We start from the raw sequence: 24049 nt of genomic DNA on the forward strand, positions 1-24049 counted from the left end.
CGGTGGCACGAGTTCACGTGAGACTCACCACCTGCGGACGTGAACGGAGCGTGACGCGGCAGGTGTCTTTCCGGAGCACAAGAAACATTTCGGCCATACCGCGTGACGGAAACCCCCGGGGGCATCTAGGCTGCTGTCCGGGTGGGGTGGAACGGGTGGCACGGACGCCACCGACCCGGCCGCCGTCCGCGAGCGGATCGCGCGCGCCGCCGCCCGGGATCCGGAGACGGACGGCCACGGCGGCCGTCGCCGCGACGGAGCGGACACGGCGGCGTAGCCTCGCACTGTGCCCGGCACACCCGAGCGCACAGGTGTGCCGATCCGCACCGGGTGTGAGGTCAGCGGGGAAGGAAGTGGGGGACGGTGGAACCGATGCTCGGAGCGATAGTCGGCCGCGAACACGAGCAGGAGGTGCTGTCCGCGTTCGTGGCCGCCTCCGAGGGCCGGTCCCTCGTCCTGAGGGGCGACACGGGTGTCGGCAAGAGCGCCCTGCTGGACTACGTCGCCGACCTCGCGGCGGACGAGCGGCACCGCGTGATCCGGGCCGCCGGGGTCGAGGCCGAGTCGGAGCTGCCCTTCGCCGGCCTGCACCAGTTCCTGTACCCGCTGCTCTCCTACATCGACCGGCTCGACGACACCCACCGAGGGGTCTTCGACGTCGTCTTCGGCAGGAGCGAGGGAAGACCTCCGTCCGTCATGACCCTCGGCATCGCCGTCCTCGACCTGCTCTCGCTCGCGGCGTCACAGAAGCCGCTCCTGCTGGTACTGGACGACGGCCAGTGGCTGGACGCCTCCAGCATCGAGGTGTGCGGGTTCGTGGGCCGCCGGCTCACCGGCAGCTCGGTGAAGCTCGCGGTCGGCCTGCGCTCCGACCTCGCCTCCGGCTTCGACACCGCCGCGCTGCCCGCGGTGCCGGTGAGCACGCTGTCGGAGAAGGCCTCCGAGCAGCTGCTCGACATGCACCACCCCGGCCTGGACCCCCGGATCCGCCGTCTCGTCCTGGACGAGGCCCAGGGCAACCCGCTGGCCCTGCTGGAACTGCCGCCCCATGTGCGCGGCAACCGCTCGGCCCGCGGCTCCGGGGAATCGTTCGGCTACACCGGGGTCGCGCTGCCCCTGCGGCTCCAGCACGTCTACGGCGCTCGTATCGAGGGCCTGGGGAACGCCGTACGCGCGGAGCTGCTGCGCGGCGCCCTGGACGGTGTCGCGGCGGGCACGACGGCCGGCGCCGCCCGTGGCGCGCGCTACCGGATGAAGGACGCCGACGAGGCCGCCGCCTGCGGTCTGCTGGACATCGACCCGCTCAACGGCGACTTCGTGTTCCGGCACCCCCTGGTCCGGTCGACCGCCGTGCAGATCGCCACCCCGAACGAGCGGCGCGCGGCGCACGCGTCCCTCGCGCAGGTGCACCGCGACGACGTGGAACGGCGCGCGTACCACCTCGGGGCCTCGACGGTCGACCCGGACGAGGAGGTCGCCGCCGCGCTGGAGGCGGCTGCGGAGTCGGCCACCCGGCGGGGCGGCGCGCGGGCCGCCGTGGCCTGGCTGACCCGGGCCGCGGAGCTGAGCGAGAGCCACGAGGAGCGGTCCCGCAGACTCGGCGACGCCGCGTTCGTCGCCGGGCACGCCGGCCGGCTCGACCAGGCCCAGCAGCTGATCGGCGCCGACTCGACGGCGGGACGAATCGATTCCCCCGCCTCGGTGGTGGCGTCGGCCTACGTGGCGCTCTACGAGGACGGGGACGTGCGGTCCTCCCAGCACCAGGTGCTGGCGGCCATCGAGGGCCTCCGTGACGGCGGGGGGCCGAACGAGGTCCTCACCCGGCTGGTGAACCTGCTGCTGGCCATCAACCAGTACGCGGGCGACGCGACGTCCTGGGAACGCGCTCATGGGCTCATCGACTCGCTGGGCGACCTGGTGTCCCCGCATTCGCGCATCTACCAGGACGCCTGGGGCGATGTGGTGCGTCGGGGAGCGGGCGTGCACGAGCGGGTGGAGCGGGCCTTCGCCGACCTCGGCGCGCTGGACCCCTGGGACATCAGCAGGCTGTCGGTCGCCGCCTACCACGTGGACACGCTCAGTCAGTACCGGCCGCACCTCCAGCGCATCGTGGACCGCGAACTGGAGACCGGGGCCCTGGTCTCCGGCATGACCATGCTGCACCTGATCATGCTGGACCAGATCGCCGTCGGCGAGTGGGACGAGGCGGACCGCACCGGACGGCGCGGACTGGAGCTGATGACATCGCATCAGCACACGTTGTTCGCCCACCACAGCAAGGCGTATCTCGGCCTGCTGGCGGCGATGCGCGGCGAGGTCGAACGGGCGCGGGAACTGCAAGCCTCCGTCGACGCCTGGGCCCGTCCCCGGGGCATCGGCTTCCTCACCCAGATCGCCGACGCCATCGGCACCGCCGCGGCCCTCAGCGAGGGCGACTACGAGGCCGCCTACCTCCACGCGATCGGCATCACGCCGCCCAGCGCCTTCGAGCCCTACGCCCACCAGGCGTCCCGCACCCTGCTCGACCTCGTCGAGGCCGCCCTGCACACCGGCCGCTCCGAGCAGGCCCGCGGTCACGCCCTGGCCGCCCAGCAGGCGGGACTCCCCGAGATCTCCCCCCGCCTCGCCCTCGTCACCTACGGCGCCCTCGCCATGACCGCCACCGATCCCGCCGAGGCCGACCGGTGCTACGACCTGGTCGAGAACCACCCCGCCGGAACCCGCTTCCCCTTCGAGCTGGCCCGGATCCGTCTCGCCCACGGCATCCGGCTGCGCCACACCCAGGGGCGCAGGGCCGCGCGTCCGCCCCTGACCCTGGCGGCGGAGGCGTTCGAACGCCTCGGCGCCACCACGTGGACCGAACGGGCCCGTGCCGAACTCAGGACCACCGGCACCCCCGCCCAGGCATCCGCCGTCCACCTCGCCGCGTTGACCTGGCAGGAACGCCGGATCGCCGATCTCGCCGCCGGCGGTCTGACCAACAAGGAGATCGGCCAGCGGATGCACCTGTCGCCGCGCACGGTCAGCTCCCACCTCTACCGGGTCTTCCCCAAGCTGGGCATCAGCTCCCGGGCCGCGCTCCGTGACGCGCTGGGCAAGCTCCGCGACGAGCAGAGCGTGTGAGGGACCGGCCGGCACGGCGGGGTGCCGCGCCGCCCGGGTGCGGTGTCAGTCCCCGGCCGAACGCCCGCGGATGTCCTGGCCGTCGAGCCAGCCGAGCACGTGGTCGGCGACCTGGCGCCATCCGCTGTCGACGACCAGTGAGTGGGCGCGGTCCGCGAACTGCTTCAGGTCGGTGACGGCTACGGAGTCCCCGTACTGCTTGTAGACGGCACGGGTGACGGCGTCGGGTACCAGCCGGTCCTCCTGTCCGGAGACGAGCAGGAGCGGGCCGCGGCCGGCCCGGGCGACGTCGACCATGGTGCGCGGGCTGCGCGCCGCGCCCGCGCACCCGAGGTCGGCGAGCAGCCGGCGTGGTGCGGGCATCGCGTAGCGCTCGAAGATCCGGCCGGACTCCTCCGCCGGCGCGGTGTTCGCGAACACCTCGTGGAACTGTTCGGGGGACAGGGACAGCAGCCCGTCCCCGGGGTCCGCGTGGTCCGGCGTCCACAGCCGGGCCGGGCAGTGGGGCAGCGGGACGTCGTTGATCGGCGCGGGCGCGATGGACACCGCGGCCCGGCCCCATCCGGCGGCGATGAGGTGCTGGGCGATGAGGCCGCCGACCGAATGGCCGACGATCACCGGCGGGGTGTCGAAGGCCCGCACGATCCCGCCGTAGTGGTCCGTCAAGGTGTCCAGACCGAGGCCGCCGAGTGCCTCGGGGAACGCCCGCGTCGCGCGGGCGGTGGCCGCCTCGCCCGGCCACCCGGGCGCGACGGCGAGGAACCCCCTGCCGGCGAAGCGGTCCGCCCACGACTCCCAGGACAGCGCGTGCAGCCACGCGCCATGGATGAAGACGACGGGAGTACGGTTCACGGCTGGTTCCTCCGAGCAAGACGATCACCCGGCACCGGCACGCGGGCGACCGTTTCAGGATCGTCCGGCCCCGCACCAGGGGCGACAGTCGAATGACTCAATGTTCACGGCCCGCCGGGGTGGACCGCACCGGTCCCCGGCACGGGCCGCAGAAGACCGCCGTGAAAGCGGGTGAACGTCGTTGCGACGGACGGCCGCCACGGGGACCGACCCAGCGGTCGGGTGCACGAGAACCGTCAAGTTACCTATGTACGACGTGCCCGGGACGGCGACAGTAGGTGGGGTCAGCCTCCGCCACAGAGAAGGATCCACGCGTCATGAGCGGCAACCACCCAGGGGGACGGACCCGTCGAGCGGCATCGCACGACTGCCACGAGCTGGCCCTGGACATCGAGCGCGTGCTGGACGTGGCGACCCGGCAGGCCGTCAGAGCGGAGTTCCGGTTCGACCCGCGGTCCCCGTGGGTCGTGGCCGTGGAGTTCCTCGTGGAAGGCGGGCCGCAGGCCTCGTGGCGCATCGGGCGGGGCGTCCTCCAGCAGGGTCTGTACGCGCTGAGCGGACTCGGCGACGTCCGGATGTGGCCTTCGAAGCCGCGGAACCGGGCGACCGCGTGGCTCCAGCTCGCCTCCGGCGACATGGCGGCCCTGTTCGAGCTGCCGGCGCCCGCGCTGGCGCAGTGGCTGGAGCACACCTATGAGCTGGTTCCGGCACAGCACGAGCTGGCCGGAGTCGACTGGGACCTCGCCCACGCCGGTCTGTGACCCCGCGCCGACCGGCATGAGCGGATACCGGGCGAGCGGATACCGGGCCACCCGCCGGATCGTCCGCTCACCGTCATGGTGACGCCCACGAGACGGCCGTCACCGCGGTCGCCTCGGTGACGGCGGTGAGCCGGCCGTAGTCGAGCGTCTCCGGTACGTCCGTGGACCGGTGATAGTGCGGATTCCGGAAGTTCGCGGTGTCCGTGAGCATGAGCGCGGGAACACCCCGGTTCCAGAACGGCGCGTGATCACTGCGACCCAGGTGGTTGGCCGGAGGCACGGCGAGTCCGATCAGCAGTCCGAGCGGCCCGTCGGGACGCGGGTCGCGCAACAGCAGTCCGCTGACGGACGGGGAGGCCGCCGCGGCGGCCCGCTTCCACGTCTCGGCCGCGGCGGCCGAGGAGCGGCGGTGCACCACCAGGGTGAAGTCGCCCCGGTAGCCCTCGGCGCGGGTCGCGGCGGATGCCTCGGGAAAGATCCGTCCGAAGCCGGCGGGCAGACGCTGCGTCCCCGGGTCGTCGGCGAAGTAGCCGACCGACTCCAGACAGATCATCCCGCGTACCCCGCCGTCGCGGACCAGCTCCCGGGCGGCCTGGCGGGCGCCGATGAGACCGAGCTCCTCCATGTCGAACACCGCCAGGACGACGCGCGGGGCGACGGGCGAGGCGGCCAGCAGACGTGCCGTCTCCAGGACCACCGCGACACCCGAGGCGTTGTCGTCCGCGCCCGGACTGCCGCTGACGCTGTCCAGGTGCGCGCCGATCACCACGGCCGGCCCGGCGCCGCGGCCGGGCAGCTCGGCGATGAGGTTCGCGCCGCGCAGCCGCGGATGGAGCCGGGGTTTGAGGGCGAGGGCCCGATGTCCGTGCCGGTCGGTCGCGCCGACCTGCCAGCGCACGTCGAACGGCTGTCGCCGCACCAGCCAGCCCGCCGCGGTCAGTTCGTCGTGCACGTACGCCTCGGCACGTTCCATCACGTCCGGCGCCCGAAGCCGGCTGCGCGGCTCAGCGGCGAGGAACTCCACGTGCCGCCGCAGCCTGCCGGGATCCGGTCGGGGGCCCCGGCGGGGCACCGCCGTCGGGTCGTCCGTCATCCGGTACTCCGGTCACCGCGGGGACCGAGGACGGCGCGGCGGCCGGCGGCCGGGCGCCCGGCCGCCGGGACGAGCGACGGGAGGGAAACGTTCCTGGCGCAATTTCGTCGCCCGATCCGTGAACCCGCGCTGCTTTCACGTCCGTTCATCCAGAGAAGGACTCCTGCGGTCGGTGTGTTCATCGGCTGGCCCGGCCGCAGGAAAGGAGCGGCCGTCCCCACGTTCTTCCCTGACGTGGGGGCGGCTGCTCCACCCACGCCCGCTCCCCGGAACCCTTTCATGACGTCGACGTGATCACTTCGCAGTCGTCCGCCCGCGCGGAGGACACCACGGCCAGCAGGCCGGACGGCGGCGGGGCGATCCTGCGGGCGCGGAGGTCGATCCACGCCCCCAGGGTGCGCACGACGGCCACTTCCTCCCCGCTCTCCCGAGCGAAGCGGTGTTCGAACCGCCACCGTGCCCCCTCCTCACTCAGACCGACGACGCGCGAGCCGACGACGACCCTTTCGAGCGGGAAGACCTCGCGCAGATAGCGGACCTCCTCGCCGAGCGAGACGGCCGCGACCCCGGCCTTCGCCAGCTCCCCGGGCCCCCATCCGGAGCCGATCAGGAAGCCGAGCCGTGCCGTGGCGGCGTACTCCAGGTATCTCGTGTTCCGCAGATGACCGTTCAGGTCGATGTCGTCCCAGCGGACCTCGAAGGACCTCGTCAGTTCCTCGGACATGTCACGGGACCAGCCTTTCCGTACGCCACGGCCACCGGCCGATGCCACACCTTACCTTCACACGTGTCAGCCAGGGGCGAGGGGACGGGCGGACACGCCCTTCGGAGCGTTAGAGTCGGAGGGAGTCAGGTGCCTCGGGGTGAAGGACAAGGTATGGGTGGGTTGCCGGAGAACGCCGGGGCATGGGAGGACGCCGCCCTGACCCGGGCCGCGCAGGCGGGCGATGTGTCGGCCCTGGCCCTGCTGCTGGAGCGGCACCGGCCCAGGATGCGCGCGGTGGCACTCAGCCTGCTGGGGCCGGGCCCCGACGTGGACGACGTCATGCAGGAGGCGGCGCTGGTGGCGCTCCGGCGGATCGTGGACGTACGCGATCCCGAAGCCGTGGGACCGTGGCTGCGCATGGTCGTACGCAACCACTGCCGCAGCCTGCTGCGGGCCTCCTGGCGGACGGAACCCCTGGACGAGGTGCCGCTGGACGTGCCGCTGCCGCAGGACGGCAGCACTCCCGAGCAGGTGCTGGAGAGCCATGCGCTGCGGGACTGGATCTGGGAGGCGGTCGAGTCGCTGTCCCCCACCCTGCGGCTGCCGGTGGTGCTGCGCTACTTCTCCACCGGGATCACCTCCTACCAGCAGATCGCCGAGGCCTGTGCGGTGCCGGTGCGTACCGTGCGCAGCCGCCTGCACCAGGCCCGCGCCGCACTGGCCCGGACCCTGGCGGACACGGTGGACTCCGGGCACGAGGACGTGCTGCGCCGTACGGCGGAGAGCTGGCGGGAGGCGCACGACACGCTCGCGGCGGCCGAGCGCGGCGAGTTCGGCAAGGTGGTCAGGGACCGTTACTCCCCCGGGGTCGCGCTGCTGGTGGGCGGGGAACGGCTCGGCGGTGCCGACCTGCTGCTGGCGGGCATGGACTGCGACCTGTCGGCGGGGGTGCGCCAGCGGCCCCGCCACATCGTGGCCGGCCGCTCCCTGGTGGTGTGGGAGATGGACCTGATCAGCCCGGCGGACGACCCGGACCACTGCCCGCCGGGAGTCGCCTGGATCATGACGCTGGACGAGGGTCGCGTCGACCGGGTCTCCCTGTACCACAGCCCCCGCCCGGAGGCGCTCTCCAAGCCCGTGGCGGCCTGAACCGCGCCTCTCCGGTCATGTGGCCCGGATCACATCAGTCGGATCCAACTTTCCGGTCCGGGCGGCGTCGTGTCGGTGTAATCCCGCATTCACACGGCTCATGGAGGCCCCGATGACCGCGTCCAACGCGCACCACGACGGCTTGACCCCCGACACCGACCCCCTCTCCCCCGGCACGCACACCTACCGGCTGGCCGGAGTGGTGCAGCGCTATCACGTCCACGGCACCGGCCCGGTGTGCGTGGCCCACTCCGGCGGGCCCGGCATCTTCTGGGAGTACATGCGGATGCCCGCCCTGGAGGAGCACCTGACCATGGTGTACGTCGAGCCCGTGGGCACCGCCGAGGACAGCCGCCTGCCCTCGCACCCGCACGGCTACACCCGGGAGCGCTACAGCAGCTTCCTGGAGGCGCTGATCAACCGGCTCGGGGTGCCCGAGGTGCACCTGCTGGGACACTCGCACGGCGCCTTCGTGGCCGCCTACCACGCCCTGCACCGCTCCGGGCAGCTGGCGGGCGTCGTGCTCTACGAGGGCGCCCCCGTCACGGGGCCCGAACACGGCGCGGAGGCGGCCCGCATGGTGGAGGCGTTCGTGGCCAAGCACGCCGGCCACCCGGGACTGCCCGGCGTGCTGGCCGCGTTCGACGCGATGTCCGGCATGTCCAGTGACGAGGACACCGTGGCGGTCGCCCGGGGCGTGCTGCCGTCGTACTTCGCCGACTACTGGGGCAACGAGGAGAAGTTCGCGCCCTTCCGGGACGCGGTCCGGGCCACCTACATCTCGGGCCTGGACGAGAACCTCACCCCGGACGTCATCGACGACCGGGCCGCGCTCAAGGAGCTGACGGTACCGGCCCTGGTCGTCGTGGGCCGACACGACGTGATCTGCGGACTGCGCTGGGGTCTGGAACTGGACGAACTGATCCCCGACTCCCGGCTGCTGGTGCTGGAGAACAGCGGTCACATGGGGCACGTCGAGGAGCCCGAGCGGTTCGCGGACGCGGTCCGCGACTTCGTTCGGGAGACGGCGGCGCGGGGCGGGGCCGCATAGCACCGCGTTCCCCGACGTGACGTGCGCCGGCCCGCTCCGGCCGGCGCACGGCCCCGCTCCGCGGACCGGGCGTCTTCGCTCCGGGCTTCTACGGCATGATCGTGCGCCGGGTCGAGCGGGGCTCCGTCACGGACCGGCACGGACCGGCACGGCGCGATCGTACGCCGTGCCGGTCAGGTGCCGTCGGCCAGTCTGATGCTGTTCAGAAGGCCGGACAGGGCATCACTCGTCGCCTTGGCGACCGGGGTGCGCGAGCACTCGGACATCTCCAGGACGACGAAGTCGGCGGCCCCCGAACGTCCCACCTTCCACAGCCGCGACCGGCCCTGCGCCCCCAGGCTTTCACAGCCGTCCAGCGAAGGCTTCACGGGCGACGCGGTCAGGCGTGCCGCCTCCTCCCTCTTCCCGGCCGGCCGCAGGACGATGAGCACCTCGCCGTCGGCCAGCCGCGTCAGCGGCCGGCAGGTGCCCACGGCGCCAGGTGTGCCGCTCACACACGTGCCGCGGGCCGGCCGCGACAGCGGCTGGGACGCGATGAACGCCACCGGTCCCCCGCGCGCGTCGTCGACGGACACGGCGTACCACCCTCGCGGCAGTGTGACCTCGACCGCCCGCGCCGGCCCGAGCAGACGCACCGGTGCGCCGGGGCCGCGTATGAGCGTGACAGGCGACGACGGGGTGGACGCCGCCCCGTGCGACGGGTCGGCGTCGCGCAGTCCCGGCAGCACGAAGGCAAGGCCGGCGACGGCCGTCAACGCGGCCCCGAGCGCTGCCGCGTTGCGCCGGCGCCGGCGCCGGGCCTTCCGCCGGATGCCGGCCATCCGCTCGGACGAAGGGCGGGGCGCCGGAACCGCAGCCTCCAGGAGGCTGCGGACCGCGCGCTCCGTCTCGTTCCACTGCTCCTCATCCGGCTCGGCGGCCATGACTGATCCCCTTCCATCCCCCGGGCACGGTCTCCAGTTCCGCTCGCAGCGTTTTCAGCGCCTTGGCCGCCTGGCTCTTCACGGTGCCCGGGTGACAGCCCAGCACGTGCGCGGTCTCCTGCACACTCAGTTCCTCGAAGTACCGCAGGACCACCACCGCCCGCTGCCGGGCCGGCAACCGCCGGACGACCAGGGCGAGTGACTGTTCGAGGTCCACGGCGTCGAACGGGTCGCCGGGCCCCGCGCTCTCGGGCATCCGCCCGTGTTCGTGCGGGATCTCCCCGCGCCAGCGCCGCTGCCACCACGACAGGTGGGTGTTGACCAGGGCCTTGCGTACGTATGCCTCCGGGTTCTCCGTGCCGATCCTGCGCCACTTGGACCACACCTTCGCCAGCACCGTCTGTAGCAGGTCCTCAGCGAGGTGTGCGTCACCCGTCAGGAGCCAGGCGACCCGCAGAAGTCTGGGTCCACGTGCCGTCACGAACTCCTCGAAGGTCGCGTCGGCATTCCTCGCCGTCCTCATTCCGCTCCTGTTCCCGAAGGTGACTTCACACCTGTCACACGCATGAGCACCCTTCACGGTTGCCGGCCCTCACAGGTAGCCGACAGCTTGAAACGTGCCCTATGTCACATGTGAGCACGTGGTACAATCCGCCCCGCCTCCCACCCTGTTGAGGAAATCGAACGTGATGCGCGATACCCGCGCCGGTACGGACACACCTGGTGAATACACATGACTCGCACGAACGGCGGTCGCAAGGGCTACGAGCCGCGGACGCCCAGCGCACAGGACGAGAAGCAACGCGGGGAGCTGGAGGTGCCGGTGGCGGCTGACGGCGAGGTCGTCGACGTACCCGTCACGGTGGGGCTGTCCGCCGCCGGGCAGGTCGAAGTGGGCCTGGCCGACGTCCCCCTCGGTGCGGGCGACCAGGTGGTGGCCGGGTGACGAGGCGGACGCCCGCGCCGGCTTCGGCGCTCCCGCGGGACGAGGCGCCGGACCCGGACGCCGTGATCCGGCTCGACTCGGTCGGCCGGGTCTTCGACGCCGACCCTCCCGTGCACGCCCTGCGGGAGGTGGACCTGACGGTCCGTCGCGGGGAGCACCTGTCGGTCGTCGGCCCCTCCGGGTCCGGGAAGTCGACGCTGCTGAACATCCTCGGCCTGCTGGACCGGCCCTCCTCGGGCGCGTACTGGCTGGACGGGGTGCGCACCGACGCACTCGCCGACCCCGAGCGGACCGCGCTGCGCGGCAGCCGTATCGGATTCGTCTTCCGGTCCTTCCCCCTGCTGCCGTACCGGACCGTGGACGAGAACGTGATGCTCGCCGAGGTCCACCGCACCCCGCACCCCGACCGGGGGCGCGGTTTCCGGCGGGAACGGGCGCGCGAGGTGCTGGCCCGGGTCGGACTCGCGCACCGCTCCGGCTCCCTGCCGGGCCGGCTCCCGGCGGCGAGCGGCAGCGGGTGGCCGTCGCCCGCGCGCTGCTCGGCGAGCCCGCACTGCTGCTGTGCGACGAGCCGACCGGCAACCTCGACAGCGGGGACACCGCATCGGTGCTGGAGCTCTTCGACGTGCTCCAGGCGCAGGGCATGACCCTGGTGGTGGTCACGCACGACGACGCGGTGGGCGCACGGGCGAGCCGGCGCGTCCGCATCCACGCCGGCCGGCTCCGTCAGGAGGAGGCATGACGATCCCGTGCGCGGCAGGTCCCGGACCCGCCCGGTGCCTCACGCCGGTGGACGCCCTGCGCTCGCCCTCCTGAGGCACGCGATGGTGTACGGGCGATGCCGACCACCGGCCCGTACCGCTCCGCCGTCAGAAGTACAGGGCGCGGTGGTTGCGATAGGCGAACGCGTCGCCCGAGCTGAGTATGGCCACGATGTCCTCGCAGAAGCGCCGGTAGTCGGTTTCCTGCTCGGCCGACAGCGTCACCGAGACGACCGGCTCAGGGGCACCGGCCTGCCGCAGGGTGTCCAGGAGCCCGTCCGACGGCGTCAGCAGCAGTACGTCCAGGACCCGCCGGAGAGCGTCGGGGAGAACCTGCTCCCGCCCTGGCGGTGGGGCGGGTGTCCCGGTGCCGACCTCGCTCGCCGCCGCGCTCCACACCGGGTCGGCCGCGGCGAACAGCTCCAGGCAGGCGATCAGATTCCCGAGGTCGGCCGCCGCGACCTCCACCGGGTACAGGCTCGTCAGCTGGTCGCCGCCCGGACCGTACAGCACGTACCTGGTCTGGGCCCGGTCACCCGGCGTGGGACCGGCGGACCGGCTCGTGGCGTACCACTCGCACCACAGCGGCAACTGCACCAGTACCTGCACCCAACTGTCGTAGGCGTCCGAGATGACGTCCTCGTCGTCGGTCTCAAGTCCCTCGCTGTGCAGTCGGTGGAGGTGTCGGAGGAGCGGTTCCTCAAGGCTCTCGAACTTCGCGAAGAACACCGGATCGTCGGGGATGAGAACGTGCAAGGGGCTCCTCCTCTCACCAGCTCGTCGCCTCGTGAAGGCGAGCGGGTCGATCGTGCCGCGCCGGACCGGCCCGCCGGTGACGCGGGCCTCGGCGAGCGGTCGCCCGGCGGCCGGAGCCCGCCATGAGAATGAACGGATCAGCCCTGCGCGGAGTTCATCCGTCCGCCACTCGGTCACATGCATCCTGGCACACATATCGCCCTGCGAAGAAGTGTCGCCGCCCTCCGCCGGCGAGCACCCGGCCGTCACAACGGCCTTCCGAACGGACCCACGTGTCCGGCAACGTTGTCATACGGCCGGCGGGTCCGGCGTAGGAGCCGCGCGCCGTTCGTCGGCACACCTACCGGGCATTTCCTGTTCGGGAGCCGACTCATGTGGGTAGGAAACGTCGGCACCACCTTCCCACGCGAAGGCACATCGACACTTGTCGTGAAGAGTGAACATGCCCGGCGAACCATCCGGCGTCGATACTTTTCCGCACAGGGCCTTCGGCCTGGGTACCATGCGCAACGTCATCCATATCGAGGAGTGAATGGTCTTGACCACACAGTCAGCCGCCACACTCCGATCGCGGTACGTGGAACAAGCCGCATCGGACCTGGAGGAGAACCGCCGACGACAGCAGGAGCTGGCGTCGAAGATCGAGGTGTTGAAGCAGGAGGAGGCACTCCTGGCCGACATCCTGAACCTCACCGAGCGGTACGAGGGCTTCGCGGACGCGTCGCGTCTGCCGGAGCAGCTACAGGACGAGCCGGCCGTCGGGAGGCCGAAGCGCGCTCCGGGTGGAGGCGCGGCGCAGACGGGCGCGAAGGGGAAGTCGCGCCTGCCTCTGCTCGGTGACCTGCTCACGGATCTGCTCGGCCACCACGACGAGCCGCGGCTGGCGAAGGAACTGCGGGACGAGCTGATGGCGAAGTACCCGGACCGCGCCCCCACCCCGCAGGTGGTGCGCAACACCCTTGAGTCGCTGGTCGCCAAGGGCCGCATCCTGCGTCACAAGCAGCAGCGTTCGGTCATGTACACCCTGCTGACGCCCGACGCCTGACGTCTGCGCTCGTCCCGCGATCGCGCTGTCCACCAGCCGGACACCGCCGCGTTCGCGGGACGAGTGAGGCCCTTGTACAGCCGTGCCACCCGGTCGACGTGCTCGACGGCCGGGTGGAGCAGGGCGAGTCGAGGACGCCCGAGTTCCCTCCCGGACGGACGGTCGACGGCGACGGCGACGGCGACGGCGACGGCGGGCCGGTTCACCAGCGCACTCCGTCTCACCCTTCGTCAGCCGCGCCGGGCGAGCCGGTGGTCGATCAGTGCGCGGGGGTCGGCCGTCACCGCCGCGACCGCACCCGGGCGGCCCGTGTCGAGTTCGGTGTGTGCGGCCCGCCGCCGGCGGAACAGCAGTGCCCAATTCGTTATCTGAGCACCCGGCACCTGAGCGCCTTCGAATACGTGTGAAGGGTGGGTGCTCCGCCCGGCCCCTGACGTCCACGCTCGGCGGAGCCCCTCGACCGATCACGGAAGGACAGATCTTGAGGAAACTGTTTCCCACCTCCCGCGCGGGACGCGCACTCACGGTGGGTGCCGCGCTGCTCTCCGCCGGGGCCGCTCTCGCCCCGGCCGGAACGGCTGCGGCGAGCACGGTGACGGCGGGCCGGACCACGGTGGACTACGTCGCTCTCGGCGACTCGTACGCCTCCGCGCCGCTCGTCCCCACCCAGGTCGACGCCACCTGCCTGCGCTCCAGCCAGAACTACCCCTCGCTGGTCGCGCAGTCCAAGAGCGCGACGCTGACGGACGTCAGCTGCTCGGGTGCCACCACCGCCGACCTGACGGCCCCTCAGGCCGACGGCGTGCCGGCCCAGCTCGACGCCGTCAACCGGAGAACCGACCTGGTCACCGTGACGATCGGTGGCAACGACATCGGCTTCTCGACCGTGCTGGGCACCTGCGCCCAGCTCACGGCCACCGATCCGGCCGGCACCCCCTGCCGGACCCACTTCGCGGGCACCGGGGCGGACCAGATCTCGGACGCGATCGCCCGGACCGGGCCCAAGGTCGCCCAGGTGCTGCGTGGTATCCACCAGCGTGCGCCGCACGCCCGGGTCGTGGTGGTCGGCTACCCCGACCTCTTCCCCGACGACGGCGTGGGCTGCACCAGCAAGACGGTGCCGCTGGCCATGGGTGACTTCGCCTGGCTTCGCGACAAGGAGAAGGAACTCAACGCGATGCTGGCCCGTCAGGCCTTCAAAAGCGGGGCGCGGTACGTGAACACGTACACGCCGACCGTCGGTCACGACCTCTGCAAGCCGACCGGTGAGCGGTGGATCGAGACCTTCGCCCCCGAGACGCCGGCGGCGCCGGTGCACCCCAACGCCACGGGTGAGCGTGTGATGGCCTCGGCCGTCGAGGCCGCCCTCACGCGTCACACCTGGCACCGCTGACCCTCGCGTCGGCCGGTCCGGCACCTCGTTGTACCGGACCGGCCTTCGCTGTGCGTGGGGCGTGCGCCGCGCTGTCGGAGACAGCCGTACGGCCCGGGGCCGGTGCGCCGGTCCGGCCCGAGGTGCCGACGGACGCCTGCCACGCCGTCGTCCCGGCCCGCGTGCTCCGTCACACCGTCCTGGGAGTCGGGAAGAGTGCCCGAGCGGGGACCGGCGCCCAGTCGGTGCCCGCCAGGCGTCCGAAGGCCTGGTCGCCGAAGTGGAACGCGAAGCCGAGTGTCCCCGGCCGCTCAAGTTCCGCCGCGATGCGCTTGCGTGCGGCCATCACCCCGCTTCGGTCCACGTCGGGCCGCGACGGCCACTCGGGATGCGCCAGCTGCGCCGGCGTGTGGAACACGTCACCGAGCACGACCAGCCGCTCGCCGCCGGCGGTTATGACGTACGACGTGTGTCCCGGGGAATGGCCCGGAGTGACCAGTGCACGCACCCCGGGAAAGATCTCTTCGCCGTCGTCGACGGGGGTGTGGGCCGCACCGATGAGTGTGAGGATGTCCGCTGTCGGGGCGCCCGGGACGGTCGTGCCACAGCTGTGCGGGGCCCATTCCTGGGCGGCGACGAGGTAGCGGGCCTTCGGGAAGGTCTTCTCCGGTGTGAACGCCCAGCCGGTGTGATCGACGTGCAGGTGGGTGAAGGCCACCGCCTCGATGTCCTCGGGTGTGTGCCCGAGCGCGGCGAGCATCTGGGGGAGCGCACCGCAGTCGCTGTGTCCCACCGGTTCGCCGGAGACGTGGATCGGCCCGCGCACGGGCCCCATTCCGGCATCGATGAGCAGGCGGCGGCCGTCGCGTTCGACCAGCAGGCCGCCCGCCGACATGGCCAGCCGGCCCTTCTCGTCGAGCAGCTCCGGGTGGGCGTCCCAGTAGTCCTCGGCGAAACCTGGGAAGAAACCCGACGGCAGCATGGCCATCGCGCCGTCCACGACATAGGTCAGACGTACGTCACCCAGTACGAGCGACCGGACGGCGGACTGTCGGTTCAGCGTTCCGATGTGCATGTCGTTTCCCATCCTTGTGCGGGTCATCGGCTCCGCCCTTCCCGTGCCGGGCCGCGGCGGGGCCGCACCGAGGTCAGTGGACGGATGCGCCCGTCAGGGCCTGCTGCCGCTCGCTGATGGCGAGGTGGGTGAGGGCGTCGAGCACCGCGCGCAGCATCTGCCGGGCCGGGGAGTCCTCCGGGAGGCGGCCGTCGTCGTCGAACTGCTGGTGGGCCTGGAAGAGGAGGAACTCGGGCTGCTGCACGACGCGGGCGTTCATCTTGTGCAGCACCTGGCGCAGGGCCAGCTGCGCCCGGACGGTGCCGAAAGGACCGGGGGAAGCCCCGACGACGGCGACCGGCTTCAGCGCGAGCGCCGGGCCGTCGTCACCGGCCGGGCGGGAGAGCCAGTCGAGGGCGTTCTTCAGCGCTCCGGGTATCGAGGCGTTGTATTCGGGTGAGGCGATCAGCACCGCGTCCGCCTCCTGGACGCGGCGGCGCAGGTCGATGACGGCGGACGGCGCGGGGTGTTCCTCGTCCTCGTTGAAGTGGGGCAGCCGGCCGAGCCCGTCGTAGTGGTCGAAGTGGTGGTGCGGGCCCAGACGCTCGGCCTCCCGCAGCAGGGTGGTGTTCAGGGAGTCGCGGCGCAGGCTCCCCGAGATGGCGAGGACGTTGAGGGGGGTCACGGTGTCTCCTTCGCGGTTCGGGCCGTCCGCAGCCCGGAGGGGGTCAGGTGTGCGGGCCCATCGGCCTGCGCGTGATCCATCCTTGACCGCACGGCGATACAACGCCAGAACCGGCCCTCGAAAATCACATTGGGCGTCACGTACGCCGTATAGAATGCCGATCGTGCGCCAAAGTCTGGATGAGACGGATCAGCGGATCGCCGCAGCTCTGATCGCTTCACCGCGCGCTTCCTGGCGGGCCGTCGCCGTGTGCCTGGGGCTGTCCGAACGCACCGTGGTCCGCCGCGCCGGCCCGCTGTACGCCGATGGCACGCTGCGCGCCACCGCGGAGCGCAATCCGATCCGCTTCCCCCACCTGGTGCCCATGGCCCTGCGCATCCGCTGCCGTCCCGAGCGCATCAGAACGGTCGCCTCGACCCTGGCGCGCCGCACCGACACCCTCTGGGTCGACATCCTCGGCGGCGGCGACGAGATCAGCACCATCGTCTTCCTGGACGGGACCGAGGCACGCAATCGCCTCCTGCTGCGCGACCTGCCGGCCACCGACGCCGTCCACGGCTGGACCTCCCACACCCTGCTGCGGGTCTTCCCCGCCTCCCTCAACTGGGGTGCCCGACTGCTGGACGACGAGGAGGCCGCGCGCCTCGGAGTGCGGCCGTTCCCGCTGAGTTCCCCGCCACCGGCCCCTCTGCCCTCCGCGGACCTGGCCCTGATCCAGGCCCTGACCGAGAACGCCCGTGCCGACTACGCCACGCTCGCCGAGCGGACCGGCACCACACCACGCACCGCACGGCGCCGCCTGGAGGCACTGCTGCACGACGGCACGGTTCGGCTGGTCACCGAGACCGACCTGGCCCTGCTCGGACTGCGCACCAAGGCCCAACTGTGGCTGTCCGTCGAACCCAGCGCCCTCCAGGCCGCCGGCGAGCAGCTCAGCCGCGAACCCGCCGTCCGCTTCACCGCCGCGACCACCGGACCCGCCAACCTCCTGGTCATGGTCACCACCACCGACCTGGACGCGCTCTACCGCTTCCTCACCGACACCATCGGAGCCATGCAGCAGATCACCTCGGTCGACACCACCCCGGTCCTGGCCACCGTCAAACGCACCGGCCTGACCCGCCCGGGCTTCTGAGCCCGCCCGGGAAAGCCGAGGGGAAGCCGTGGGCGTAGGTCGGCACCGGCCGGATCCGCCGCGCGCTACCGGTCGTCGGTCGCCCGGCCGCTGATGACCGTGGTCAGTCCGGCCAGACAGTCGGCCACGACCCCGTCGACGACCTTGCAGTCGAGGACCAGGACGCCTTCGGCTCCCCCGGACTGCCAGTCGCGGACGACGGCCAGGTCCGCCACCGACCGCACGGTGGCGCCGCGCGCCCCGAGGGCACGGGCGACCCCGGCGAAGTCCGTGTCACCGAAGACCATGCTGTCGAGGTCGGCGCCGCGGTCACCGAAGAGGACGACCTCCATGCCGTATCCGCCGTCGTCGTAGATCACCACCAGAGCCGAGTGCCCGGTGCGTACCAACGTCTCCAGTTCGGACAGGCCCATCAGCGCGCCGCCGTCGCCGAGGGCCACCACGGTCGTCCGGTCGGTGCGGCCCACGGCGGCGCCGACCGCGCCGGCGAAACCCATGCCGATGCTCTGGGAGGCCGCCCCGGTGAACACGTAGGCGGCGGGGTCGGGAACGGACCAGTACATGGCGGGCCAGCCGACGAAGTGGCCTCCGTCGGTGACCAGCGTGCGTTCCCGGGGCAGCAGTCCGGCCAGGGCGAGGGTCAGCGTGCGCGGATCGACGCGGTCGCCGGTGCCGGCGTCCAGGAAGGGCTCGCGGTCCCAGCCGAGTTCGGCGATGCGTCCGGCGGTGATGTCCTCCCGCCAGCCGGACCGGCGCGGATCCCGTGCCCGGACGCCGTCCAGCAGGCTCGCGGCAACCTCGTCGGCGTCGCCCGGGACGAACAGGTCCACCCGGCCGGCCGTGGGCGCCCGCCCGGTGTCCACCTGCACGAGCACCGCGTCGGGGGCGAGCAGGCGGCCGTCGGCGAGCGTCCACCGGTCGAGGCTCGCGCCGAAGGCGAGCACCAGGTCGGCCTGCCCGATCAGTGCGGCGGCGCGCGGGGAGGCGAACCCGCCGCACACGCCCAGCGACCACGGGCTGTCGCCGAAGAGTCCGCCGGCCATGGCACTGGTCGTGTAGAGCGCGCCGATCCGGTCGCCCAGCTCCATCAGGGACTTGGCGGCTCCGGCGCGCCAGGCTCCCAGGCCGCCCAGGACGAGTGGACGCCGGGCGGTGGCGAGCGCGTCCAGCACCGGCGCCGTCCGAACGGTGTCCACCGGCCCGCGGTGCGCAGCCTGCGGCCGGGGTGCGGCACCCGCCTCGGCGGTCCGTGCCGTGATCATGTCCTGGGGCAGGCACAGCGCCACCGGCCGCTGCTGGTCGCGGGCCAGTCGCAGGGCCCGCAGCGTGTCCGTGCGCACGCTCGCCGGGTCGGTCAGCCGGACCACGGGGACGTCGAGGGAGGAGAGGAACGCGGCCTGGTCGATGTCGATCCTGCGTGGTCCGGCCACGGGTGCGTCGCCGCACAGCACGAGTACACCGCTGCGGTGCTTCACGGCGTCGGCCAGGCCCGTCGCCGTGTTGGTCAGCCCCGGCCCGCTGCCCGTGGTGCAGACGGCCACCTCGCCGGTGGTCCGGTAGTAGGCGTCCGCCATGGTGACGGCACCGCCCTCGTGACGGGCGGACAGGTACCGGACGCCGTGTCGTGTGAGTGCGGCGACGGCGAGGACGTTGCCGTTGGCGACGACACCGAAGGCGTGCCGTACCCCGTCCTCGGCGAGCGTCTGTCCGATCGCGTCGGCGAAGGTCGTCGACAGCGCGTTCCCGCCCGCCGCGGCCTCAGGAGCACTCCGCATGGGCACCTTCCCCGTTTCTCCGTTTCCGCATCTCACACATGTCTACTGGAAACATATCTCACAGCGACGTAACGGCGGTGAAGGAGAAGGTGTGGGACGGCGGGTGTGGGGCAGTGGCGGAGTTCGGACCAGCACGTGCCAGGGACGACGTACGCGACAGGGCCGACGCCGTACTGGCGGTGGTGGACGTCAACGACCGTGGGCGACGCCGCGAACGGATGTGTGATCCTCGGCGATCGGGCACCACGGTAGCCCCGGACCTCGATCAGCTGCACCGGCTGCCTGCGGAACACCGAGCCACCACCGAACGGAACTTCTCCTGGGTGCGCGTGTTCCAGAGCAGACACACGCCAGGCCGAGGTGCTCGGCAACCTCGCATCAGCTCAACTGGAACGGGGAGAGACCGAACAGGCGCGGGAGAGTTGGACCCGCGCGGCCGGCCTCTTCAGTGCCCTCCGCGTCGCACGTGCCTCAGAGGCGCGCGCCAAGGCGGAGGCCCTGCGGCAACCCGAGACCCGCCCATCCGATCCGTAGGCGCCGGAACGGTGTGTCAGCGCACGTGTCAGTCCGGAACGATGTCCAGGGTGTCGGGATGCGGACCCGTACGTCCGGGCTCGCCACGGTCCAGCGCGTCGATCGCCGCTGTCTCCTGCGGGCTGAGGACGAACTCGGTGGCCCCGAGGTTCTCCACCATGCGCGCCCGGTTCGCGAACTTGGGGAACACGATGTCACCGCGCTCCAGGTGCCAGCGCAGCACCACCTGAGCCGGGGTACGGCCGTGCGCACCCGCGATCTCGGTGATCACCGGGTCGTCGAGGACGGCACCGCGAGCGAGCGGCGACCAGCCCTCGACCATCGCACCGTGCCGGCGGGTCGCCGACCGGGCGGTGTCGTTGGCGAAGTACGGATGGACCTCGATCTGGTTGACCGCGGGGACGACGCCGGTGGCCGCGACGATCCGGTCCAGGTGGTGCGGCTCGAAGTTCGAGACTCCGATCGAGGTCGTCAGGCCTTCGTCACGCAACTCGATCAGGGCTTGCCACGTCGACACGTAGTCGCCGTCGTAGAGAGTCGGCAGGGGCCAGTGGATGAGGAACAGATCCACGTGGTCGAGTCCGAGTCTCTCCAGGGACTCGGCGAGCGAGGCTTTCGCGCGGGCCGGCTCGTGGTGGCCGTTGTGCAGCTTGGTCGTCACGTACAGCTGGTCGCGGGGCAGGCCGGAGCGCGCGAGCGCTCGGCCCACTCCGGCCTCGTTGTGGTAGAGCTGCGCGGTGTCGATGTGCCGGTAGCCGACGTCAAGGGCGGTGCCGACGACGTGTTCCGTCGCCTCGTCCGGCACGAAGAGCACTCCGAACCCGAGTCGGGGGATCGTCGTGCCGTCGTTCAGGGGCATCCGGTACGGCTTCATCTGGCTCTCCCCGGGTGTGATCGGTAGGAGGCTGTGCGAAGGGCGGCAGAGGTACCCGGCCGGTTCAACGGCTCGGGTCGAGCAGCAGCTTGCCGGAGGTACGCCGCGACTCGATGTCCGCGTGTGCCTGAGCTGCCGCGCCCAGCCGGTAGCGCTCACTGACGTCGATCCGCAGCCTGCCCTCGCGGATCTTGTCGAAGAGGTCCGCGGCGTGCCGGAGCAGCAGCTCCCGGTTGTGGATGTGGTCCGCGTACACCGCGTAGGTGATTCTGACGCTCCTGGGCAGTTCGAGCATGCTCACGGTGGGGATGTCACCGATCAGCGGGCCGTAGTAGACCAGCGTGCCGACCCGCCGCAGAACGTCGAGCGAGGGCCGGAACGTGGTGGCGCCACCGCCGTCGAAGACCGCGTGCACCCCCTCGCCGTCCGTCAGGTCCTTGACCCGGTCGACGAAATCGCCGCCGGAGGAGACGAGGACCTCGTCCGCGCCCGCCGCCTTCGCGGCCGGGACCTTCTCCGCGCGGGAGACCAGACCGATCACCCGTGCGCCGCGCAGTTTGAGCAACTGGGTGACGAGGCGTCCCACACCGCCGGCGGCGGAGTGCACGAGCGCGGTCTCGCCCTCGGCCAGGGGCGCGGACTCCGTGACGAAGTGGTGCGCGGTGAGTCCCTGCATCATCGTCGCGGCGGCGATGTCGCTCGGGATGTCGTCCGGGACGGGGACGACCTGGTCGGCGGGGACCGCGATCTTCTCGGCGTAGCTGCCGTAGACCGAGACCCAGGCCACCCGGTCGCCGATCGCGAGCCCGCTGACGCCCTCGCCGATGGCGGTGACCCGGCCGGCACCCTCGACACCGGGGATGAAGGGCAGGTCGCCGGGGACCGCGAATCCGGCGCGGGTGCCGGTGTCCATGAAGTTGACACCGGCGAAGTCGATGTCCACCACCAGTTCACCGGGCTTGGGCTCGGGGTCGGGCCATTCCCTCAGCTGGAGCACTTCCGGCCCGCCCAGCTCTTCGATTACCACAGCACGCATGGTGCACACCTCTTTCTGTTCGGTACGGCCGGGGTCGGCCGGCGAGTGTGTTGACGGGTCCCTCGGGGTCGGCCGGGGCCCTGTTGTCGCGGATGGGGAGGACGGCGGCGCGTGCCGCGTCTTCGGCGGAGCGCTCCGCTCAGGCCTGTAGCAGGGTGGACGCGTAGGCGGGGTTGGTGTAGTCGCGCCAGGCCGCGATCCTGCCGTCGCGGAGTTCGTAGACGGCCATGTTCATCACCGGGGCGAGTTTGCCGCCGGGCAGTGCGAGCCCGTGGATCTGCTCGGCGATGACGACGTCGCCGTTGACCGCCTGGTGCACGGTCTCGAACTTGATCTGCTCGAAGTTGGCGAACACGCCCTTCCACAGCGCGACCACCGCGTCGCGCCCCTTGACCGGCGCGTCCCCGTAGGCGGTGAAGACGACGTCATCGGCCAGGAACGGGGCGAGGGCGTCGGCGTCCTGCGCGTTGAAGGTGTTCACGAAGTCGCGGACCAGTGTGTCGTTGTCGGTGACAGCCATGACAGGGCCTCCGGAATCGGTGATACGTGTGTGGGTTGTCGGGTGCTGCGAGCACAGAACGCGCTCTCGGGGCGGTGAGCCCATGGTGTTTCGCCCAGCGGCGCTCGCGTGACCGCGGCGTACCGGGCGCGGGAGGTGTCAGCCCGCGATGACGGCGACCGCGGTGCGGCCACCGTCCACGTCGAGCACCGTGCCGTGTACGAACGAGGACTCGTCGCTTGCCAGGTAGACGGCCGCCCGGCCGATGGCCTCGGGGGTGCCGGTGGTGCCGTGCGGAGTGCCCTTCATCATCACCCGGACGGGGTTCGGGGTCGTCTCATCGGGGTCGGGGGTGAGGACCACGCCGGGCGAGATGGCGTTGACCCGGACCCCGCGGCTGCCGAACTCGGCGGACCAGGCGCGGGTCAGGGCCTCTAGCGCGCCCTTCGACGCGGTGCAGGCGATGCCCTGGGGGAGGTCCTGCCGGACAGCCCAGGAGCCGAGGTTGATCACCGCGCCGCCACCCGACTCGGTCATGTGGGGCACAAGGGCGGCGGTGAGGAAGAAGGCGGCCTTCACGTTGACGGCGAGGACGCGGTCGAAGGTGGCCTCGTTGTCCAGTGTTCCGTTGGCCGGGAAGATACCTGCGTTGTTGACCAGGATGTCGACCCGGCCGCCGAGCACGGACCGGGCCTCGTCGGCGAGAGCACGGGAGGCGGCGGCCGAGCCGTCGGGGTCGGCGGCGACGAAGTCGGCACGGCCACCGTTGGCCCGGATCTCCGCCACGACCTCGGCGCCCCGCTGGGTGTCACGGCCCGAGACGACCACATGTGCGCCCTCCCGACCGTACGCGATCGCGACCCCTCGGCCGATGCGGCGGCGAGGGCGCCGATCACGCTTCCGACAGCCAGCAGCGCGAGGACCGCGACGAGGACCTGGCGCATGCCGACCTGGTCGCCGACCCGGCCCAGTACGGGTGTCAGGACGGCGCTCGCGAGCGGGAAGCCGGTGGAGCACCCATCCCACGCCGAGCCGGCCGGCGTGGACGTGATCGCGCAGCGCCTCCAGCCCGGGGTTCACCACGGACTGGACCAGGGCGTACGAGACCGAGGCGGCCGAAAGGAGCACAAGTGCGGCCCGCGTCGCACCGGCGTGGGCGGGAGGGGGCTGGACGACAGGGACGGCTGAGTCGACCACAGCAGGATTGGACGGCATGGTCCGATCCTGCTCCCTCAAAATTGGACCGGCAAGTCCACTGCGGTGCTCACGCCTGCGCGGCGTCCGCCTTCACGCGCCGCAATGGGTCGATCGCCTCGGCCACGGCCACGGCCAGATGTCGCCGTGGCCGCCCGCACGTCGTCGAGCGTCGTCTCGGCGGCCCCCTTCTCCCTGATCAGAAGCGCCGCGGCAACGATGATGCGTTGCCGCGTCGCCCTGCCCTTCGCCGTCAGTTGCCTGTTCCCCCCACCATCCCACAAAGTGGACCGCGTGGTCCATATAGCTCCGGCCGGTCTCGCCGGCACCGCCGTGGCCGACGCGCCCCGAGGTCCGCCGGGATCCGGACCCCACCCGCGTCCCCTTCCACCTCGGCGCCGCCGCCTTCCTGCTCGCGGTACCGGTCCTGGCCGGCGGCCACCGGCTGCTGCGCGAGGCGGAGGCGGACACCGGGGACGACCAGCCGGCGGCGCCGTCCCTCACGCCGGTCGGCAACGTGGCCGCGTCCGACACCCCGCCGGTCATCGTCGCCGTCGGCGCCCACGACCAGGCCCCGGCCGTCGTCGACGCCGCCGCCCGGCTCGCCCGGGACACCGGCAGCCCACTGGAGGTCGTCCACGTCCGGCAGACGGCGGTGGCCGAGGAACAGGCCGCCGACACCGAGACCCACGAGCAGGCACGCATGCGCCGTCACCACCCACCTG

General features: G+C 72.0%; 23 protein-coding genes and 2 pseudogenes. 10 read left to right on the forward strand and 15 right to left on the reverse strand.

Going from position 1 to position 24049, the window contains the following annotated elements; translation table 11 throughout:
* Positions 1-372: 372 nt before the first annotated feature.
* Positions 373-3123, forward strand: a complete 2751-nt coding sequence (locus IE294_RS39115; RefSeq protein WP_189894145.1) for a helix-turn-helix transcriptional regulator — start codon at positions 373-375, stop codon at positions 3121-3123.
* 45 nt (positions 3124-3168) lie between these two features.
* Here IE294_RS39115 and IE294_RS39120 read toward each other — a convergent pair whose 3' ends face one another.
* Positions 3169-3975, reverse strand: coding sequence for an alpha/beta hydrolase (locus IE294_RS39120; protein WP_189894146.1), 807 nt, complete (start codon positions 3973-3975; stop codon positions 3169-3171).
* Between the two features lie 317 nt (positions 3976-4292).
* Here IE294_RS39120 and IE294_RS39125 point away from each other — a divergent pair, with 317 nt between their 5' ends.
* Complete coding sequence (locus tag IE294_RS39125; protein WP_189894147.1) at positions 4293-4736, forward strand: SsgA family sporulation/cell division regulator; 444 nt, start codon at positions 4293-4295, stop codon at positions 4734-4736.
* Between the two features lie 73 nt (positions 4737-4809).
* On the opposite strand, the gene IE294_RS39130 is transcribed toward IE294_RS39125, so the two are convergent.
* Both IE294_RS39130 and IE294_RS39135 read right to left on the reverse strand, forming a co-directional pair.
* On the reverse strand, positions 4810-5829 hold the full coding sequence (locus IE294_RS39130; RefSeq protein WP_189894148.1) for a M28 family peptidase: 1020 nt from the start codon (positions 5827-5829) through the stop codon (positions 4810-4812).
* 277 nt (positions 5830-6106) lie between these two features.
* Positions 6107-6553 carry an acyl-CoA thioesterase gene (locus IE294_RS39135; RefSeq protein WP_189894149.1) on the reverse strand — a complete coding sequence of 149 codons (447 nt, stop codon included), beginning with the start codon at positions 6551-6553 and terminating at the stop codon, positions 6107-6109.
* A 153-nt stretch (positions 6554-6706) separates the two neighbouring features.
* On the opposite strand from IE294_RS39135, the gene IE294_RS39140 reads away from it, so the two are divergent.
* Together IE294_RS39140 and IE294_RS39145 are read left to right on the forward strand one after the other, a co-directional pair.
* Positions 6707-7684 carry an RNA polymerase sigma factor gene (locus IE294_RS39140; RefSeq protein ID WP_189894150.1) on the forward strand — a complete coding sequence of 326 codons (978 nt, stop codon included), beginning with the start codon at positions 6707-6709 and terminating at the stop codon, positions 7682-7684.
* A 112-nt stretch (positions 7685-7796) separates the two neighbouring features.
* The gene (locus IE294_RS39145; RefSeq protein ID WP_189894151.1) at positions 7797-8735 is read left to right on the forward strand and encodes an alpha/beta fold hydrolase; all 939 of its coding nucleotides are present in this window, start codon (positions 7797-7799) and stop codon (positions 8733-8735) included.
* 173 nt (positions 8736-8908) lie between these two features.
* Here the strand turns inward: IE294_RS39145 and IE294_RS39150 are convergent, their stop codons facing one another.
* Together IE294_RS39150 and IE294_RS39155 are read right to left on the reverse strand one after the other, a co-directional pair.
* Complete coding sequence (locus tag IE294_RS39150) at positions 8909-9658, reverse strand: hypothetical protein (RefSeq protein ID WP_189894152.1); 750 nt, start codon at positions 9656-9658, stop codon at positions 8909-8911.
* Positions 9639-10181, reverse strand: coding sequence for a SigE family RNA polymerase sigma factor (locus tag IE294_RS39155; RefSeq protein WP_189894153.1), 543 nt, complete (start codon positions 10179-10181; stop codon positions 9639-9641). Before IE294_RS39155 ends, IE294_RS39150 begins: the two co-directional genes overlap by 20 nt.
* 210 nt (positions 10182-10391) lie before the next feature.
* Here IE294_RS39155 and IE294_RS39160 point away from each other — a divergent pair, with 210 nt between their 5' ends.
* Together IE294_RS39160 and IE294_RS39165 are read left to right on the forward strand one after the other, a co-directional pair.
* The gene (locus tag IE294_RS39160) at positions 10392-10604 is read left to right on the forward strand and encodes a hypothetical protein (RefSeq protein WP_189894154.1); all 213 of its coding nucleotides are present in this window, start codon (positions 10392-10394) and stop codon (positions 10602-10604) included.
* A pseudogene (locus IE294_RS39165) lies at positions 10601-11346 on the forward strand (ABC transporter ATP-binding protein). The gene IE294_RS39160 and the pseudogene IE294_RS39165 overlap by 4 nt, the downstream one beginning before the upstream one ends.
* Positions 11347-11473: 127 nt before the next feature.
* Here IE294_RS39165 and IE294_RS39170 read toward each other — a convergent pair.
* Positions 11474-12121 carry a hypothetical protein gene (locus tag IE294_RS39170; protein ID WP_189894155.1) on the reverse strand — a complete coding sequence of 216 codons (648 nt, stop codon included), beginning with the start codon at positions 12119-12121 and terminating at the stop codon, positions 11474-11476.
* A gap of 538 nt (positions 12122-12659) precedes the next feature.
* On the opposite strand from IE294_RS39170, the gene IE294_RS39175 reads away from it, so the two are divergent.
* From IE294_RS39175 to IE294_RS39185, 3 genes are all read left to right on the forward strand, one after another.
* Positions 12660-13166 (forward strand): hypothetical protein, encoded by a 507-nt coding sequence (locus tag IE294_RS39175; RefSeq protein WP_189894156.1) that lies wholly within the window; start codon positions 12660-12662, stop codon positions 13164-13166.
* A gap of 98 nt (positions 13167-13264) precedes the next feature.
* On the forward strand, positions 13265-13573 hold the full coding sequence (locus IE294_RS39180; RefSeq protein WP_189894157.1) for a hypothetical protein: 309 nt from the start codon (positions 13265-13267) through the stop codon (positions 13571-13573).
* Positions 13574-13692: 119 nt separating this feature from the next.
* Complete coding sequence (locus IE294_RS39185; RefSeq protein ID WP_189894179.1) at positions 13693-14559, forward strand: SGNH/GDSL hydrolase family protein; 867 nt, start codon at positions 13693-13695, stop codon at positions 14557-14559.
* A 169-nt stretch (positions 14560-14728) separates the two neighbouring features.
* On the opposite strand, the gene IE294_RS39190 is transcribed toward IE294_RS39185, so the two are convergent.
* Entirely contained in the window at positions 14729-15613 is an 885-nt protein-coding gene (locus IE294_RS39190) for an MBL fold metallo-hydrolase (RefSeq protein ID WP_189894158.1), read from the reverse strand.
* A gap of 73 nt (positions 15614-15686) precedes the next feature.
* Positions 15687-16277 carry an NADPH-dependent FMN reductase gene (locus IE294_RS39195; protein WP_189894159.1) on the reverse strand — a complete coding sequence of 197 codons (591 nt, stop codon included), beginning with the start codon at positions 16275-16277 and terminating at the stop codon, positions 15687-15689.
* 154 nt (positions 16278-16431) lie between these two features.
* On the opposite strand from IE294_RS39195, the gene IE294_RS39200 reads away from it, so the two are divergent.
* Positions 16432-17412: an Lrp/AsnC family transcriptional regulator gene (locus tag IE294_RS39200; RefSeq protein WP_189894160.1), complete on the forward strand. Its 981-nt coding sequence runs from the start codon at positions 16432-16434 to the stop codon at positions 17410-17412.
* Positions 17413-17477: 65 nt separating this feature from the next.
* Here the strand turns inward: IE294_RS39200 and IE294_RS39205 are convergent, their stop codons facing one another.
* The 7 genes and pseudogenes from IE294_RS39205 to IE294_RS49920 form a co-directional block, all read right to left on the reverse strand.
* Positions 17478-19187: a thiamine pyrophosphate-binding protein gene (locus IE294_RS39205; protein ID WP_189894161.1), complete on the reverse strand. Its 1710-nt coding sequence runs from the start codon at positions 19185-19187 to the stop codon at positions 17478-17480.
* Positions 19188-19749: 562 nt separating this feature from the next.
* The gene (locus IE294_RS39210) at positions 19750-20595 is read right to left on the reverse strand and encodes an aldo/keto reductase (RefSeq protein WP_189894162.1); all 846 of its coding nucleotides are present in this window, start codon (positions 20593-20595) and stop codon (positions 19750-19752) included.
* A gap of 64 nt (positions 20596-20659) precedes the next feature.
* Entirely contained in the window at positions 20660-21631 is a 972-nt protein-coding gene (locus tag IE294_RS39215) for a quinone oxidoreductase family protein (protein ID WP_189894163.1), read from the reverse strand.
* Between the two features lie 139 nt (positions 21632-21770).
* Entirely contained in the window at positions 21771-22151 is a 381-nt protein-coding gene (locus IE294_RS39220) for a nuclear transport factor 2 family protein (RefSeq protein WP_189894164.1), read from the reverse strand.
* A 138-nt stretch (positions 22152-22289) separates the two neighbouring features.
* The gene (locus IE294_RS39225; protein ID WP_229917779.1) at positions 22290-22958 is read right to left on the reverse strand and encodes an SDR family NAD(P)-dependent oxidoreductase; all 669 of its coding nucleotides are present in this window, start codon (positions 22956-22958) and stop codon (positions 22290-22292) included.
* A 503-nt stretch (positions 22959-23461) separates the two neighbouring features.
* A pseudogene (locus IE294_RS48225) lies at positions 23462-23581 on the reverse strand (TetR/AcrR family transcriptional regulator); the annotation flags it as partial.
* Complete coding sequence (locus IE294_RS49920; protein WP_373315931.1) at positions 23578-24039, reverse strand: hypothetical protein; 462 nt, start codon at positions 24037-24039, stop codon at positions 23578-23580. The gene IE294_RS49920 and the pseudogene IE294_RS48225, both read right to left, overlap by 4 nt.
* Between the last annotated feature and the right edge of the window lie 10 nt (positions 24040-24049).

The organism is Streptomyces canarius (assembly GCF_014650735.1).
Classification (GTDB): domain Bacteria; phylum Actinomycetota; class Actinomycetes; order Streptomycetales; family Streptomycetaceae; genus Streptomyces; species Streptomyces olivaceoviridis.

What these genes read in the sequence shown, in the direction of transcription:
- IE294_RS39145 (WP_189894151.1), top strand. Translation starts at nt 7,797, where the DNA reads ATGACCGCGTCCAACGCGCACCACGACGGCTTGACCCCCGACACCGAC.
- IE294_RS39210 (WP_189894162.1), bottom strand. Translation starts at nt 20,595, where the DNA reads ATGAAGCCGTACCGGATGCCCCTGAACGACGGCACGACGATCCCCCGA.
- IE294_RS39155 (WP_189894153.1), bottom strand. Translation starts at nt 10,181, where the DNA reads ATGAGGACGGCGAGGAATGCCGACGCGACCTTCGAGGAGTTCGTGACG.
- IE294_RS39190 (WP_189894158.1), bottom strand. Translation starts at nt 15,613, where the DNA reads ATGCACATCGGAACGCTGAACCGACAGTCCGCCGTCCGGTCGCTCGTA.
- IE294_RS39200 (WP_189894160.1), top strand. Translation starts at nt 16,432, where the DNA reads ATGCCGATCGTGCGCCAAAGTCTGGATGAGACGGATCAGCGGATCGCC.
- IE294_RS39115 (WP_189894145.1), top strand. Translation starts at nt 373, where the DNA reads ATGCTCGGAGCGATAGTCGGCCGCGAACACGAGCAGGAGGTGCTGTCC.
- IE294_RS39205 (WP_189894161.1), bottom strand. Translation starts at nt 19,187, where the DNA reads ATGCGGAGTGCTCCTGAGGCCGCGGCGGGCGGGAACGCGCTGTCGACG.
- IE294_RS39220 (WP_189894164.1), bottom strand. Translation starts at nt 22,151, where the DNA reads ATGGCTGTCACCGACAACGACACACTGGTCCGCGACTTCGTGAACACC.
- IE294_RS39215 (WP_189894163.1), bottom strand. Translation starts at nt 21,631, where the DNA reads ATGCGTGCTGTGGTAATCGAAGAGCTGGGCGGGCCGGAAGTGCTCCAG.
- IE294_RS39135 (WP_189894149.1), bottom strand. Translation starts at nt 6,553, where the DNA reads ATGTCCGAGGAACTGACGAGGTCCTTCGAGGTCCGCTGGGACGACATC.
- IE294_RS39140 (WP_189894150.1), top strand. Translation starts at nt 6,707, where the DNA reads ATGGGTGGGTTGCCGGAGAACGCCGGGGCATGGGAGGACGCCGCCCTG.
- IE294_RS39150 (WP_189894152.1), bottom strand. Translation starts at nt 9,658, where the DNA reads ATGGCCGCCGAGCCGGATGAGGAGCAGTGGAACGAGACGGAGCGCGCG.
- IE294_RS39130 (WP_189894148.1), bottom strand. Translation starts at nt 5,829, where the DNA reads ATGACGGACGACCCGACGGCGGTGCCCCGCCGGGGCCCCCGACCGGAT.
- IE294_RS39160 (WP_189894154.1), top strand. Translation starts at nt 10,392, where the DNA reads ATGACTCGCACGAACGGCGGTCGCAAGGGCTACGAGCCGCGGACGCCC.
- IE294_RS39125 (WP_189894147.1), top strand. Translation starts at nt 4,293, where the DNA reads ATGAGCGGCAACCACCCAGGGGGACGGACCCGTCGAGCGGCATCGCAC.